The sequence below is a fragment of the Buchnera aphidicola (Rhopalosiphum padi) genome (assembly GCF_005080845.1).
Classification (GTDB): Bacteria; Pseudomonadota; Gammaproteobacteria; order Enterobacterales; family Enterobacteriaceae; genus Buchnera; species Buchnera aphidicola_AO.
This window is the reverse complement of sequence record NZ_CP034860.1, coordinates 1-747: the sequence shown is the minus strand read 5'-3', so window position 1 is coordinate 747 and position 747 is coordinate 1. Positions and strand designations below refer to the sequence as shown.

Sequence of the window (747 nt, the reverse complement as noted above, 5' to 3'; positions counted from 1 at the left end):
GGCATCTTTAATTAACCATGACGGTTTAGAGATGTTTGAGGGGCTTCCTCAACCACTACCTGTTGCTCGATACCATTCTTTAATATGTAATAAAATTCCTAAAAATTTTATTATAAATTCTTATTTTAATGATATGATAATGTCTGTCAGAAACAATTTAGATTACGTATGTGGATTTCAATTTCATCCCGAATCTATTTTAACAACATCTGGTGCACTTTTATTAGAAAAAATTATTGATTGGGCCTCTTCAAAATACAAATAGTAAAATAAATTAAAAACAAAAAAAAAACATCATTAAATATAAATTTATTTGTGGTATCCATATCTTTTTTTAAAGAAACTAAATATTAAAATGGAAATATGCGTTTTTTATAGCGTTAATGACAGAACGCATAACCCCCTATAACATTCAAATATATTTAGAATTAAAAAAATAAAAAACAATATTGCATCTAATTTAATAATTATCAAAAAATCACATGATGAGAGACAAAAATTTTTGAATTAGGGTGAAATCTGTAATTTTAAAAAAAATTTTAAAACTGTTTTAATTTATTCTGAACAGGGAAAAAATTATAGAAATGGAAATAAAAAAATTATTCAAAAGGAGAACGGATGTAGTTTTTACGTTATATCAATTAGAGAAAAAGCCAATTAAAACAAGTTATGGATGTAATTTAAACGAAATAAAAGAAACTATCGCAATTTATAGAAGTGCTACTTTTGAATGCATAATAAAAATTA

Annotated in this window: 1 protein-coding gene; it reads left to right on the top strand. The window is 24.0% G+C overall.

All coding sequences use genetic code 11. The features are described 5' to 3' along the window. The coding region (locus tag D9V76_RS03175) for a glutamine amidotransferase-related protein (protein ID WP_437177680.1) at window positions 1–265 on the top strand (265 nt) is incomplete at its 5' end. Window positions 266–747 lie beyond the last annotated feature (482 nt).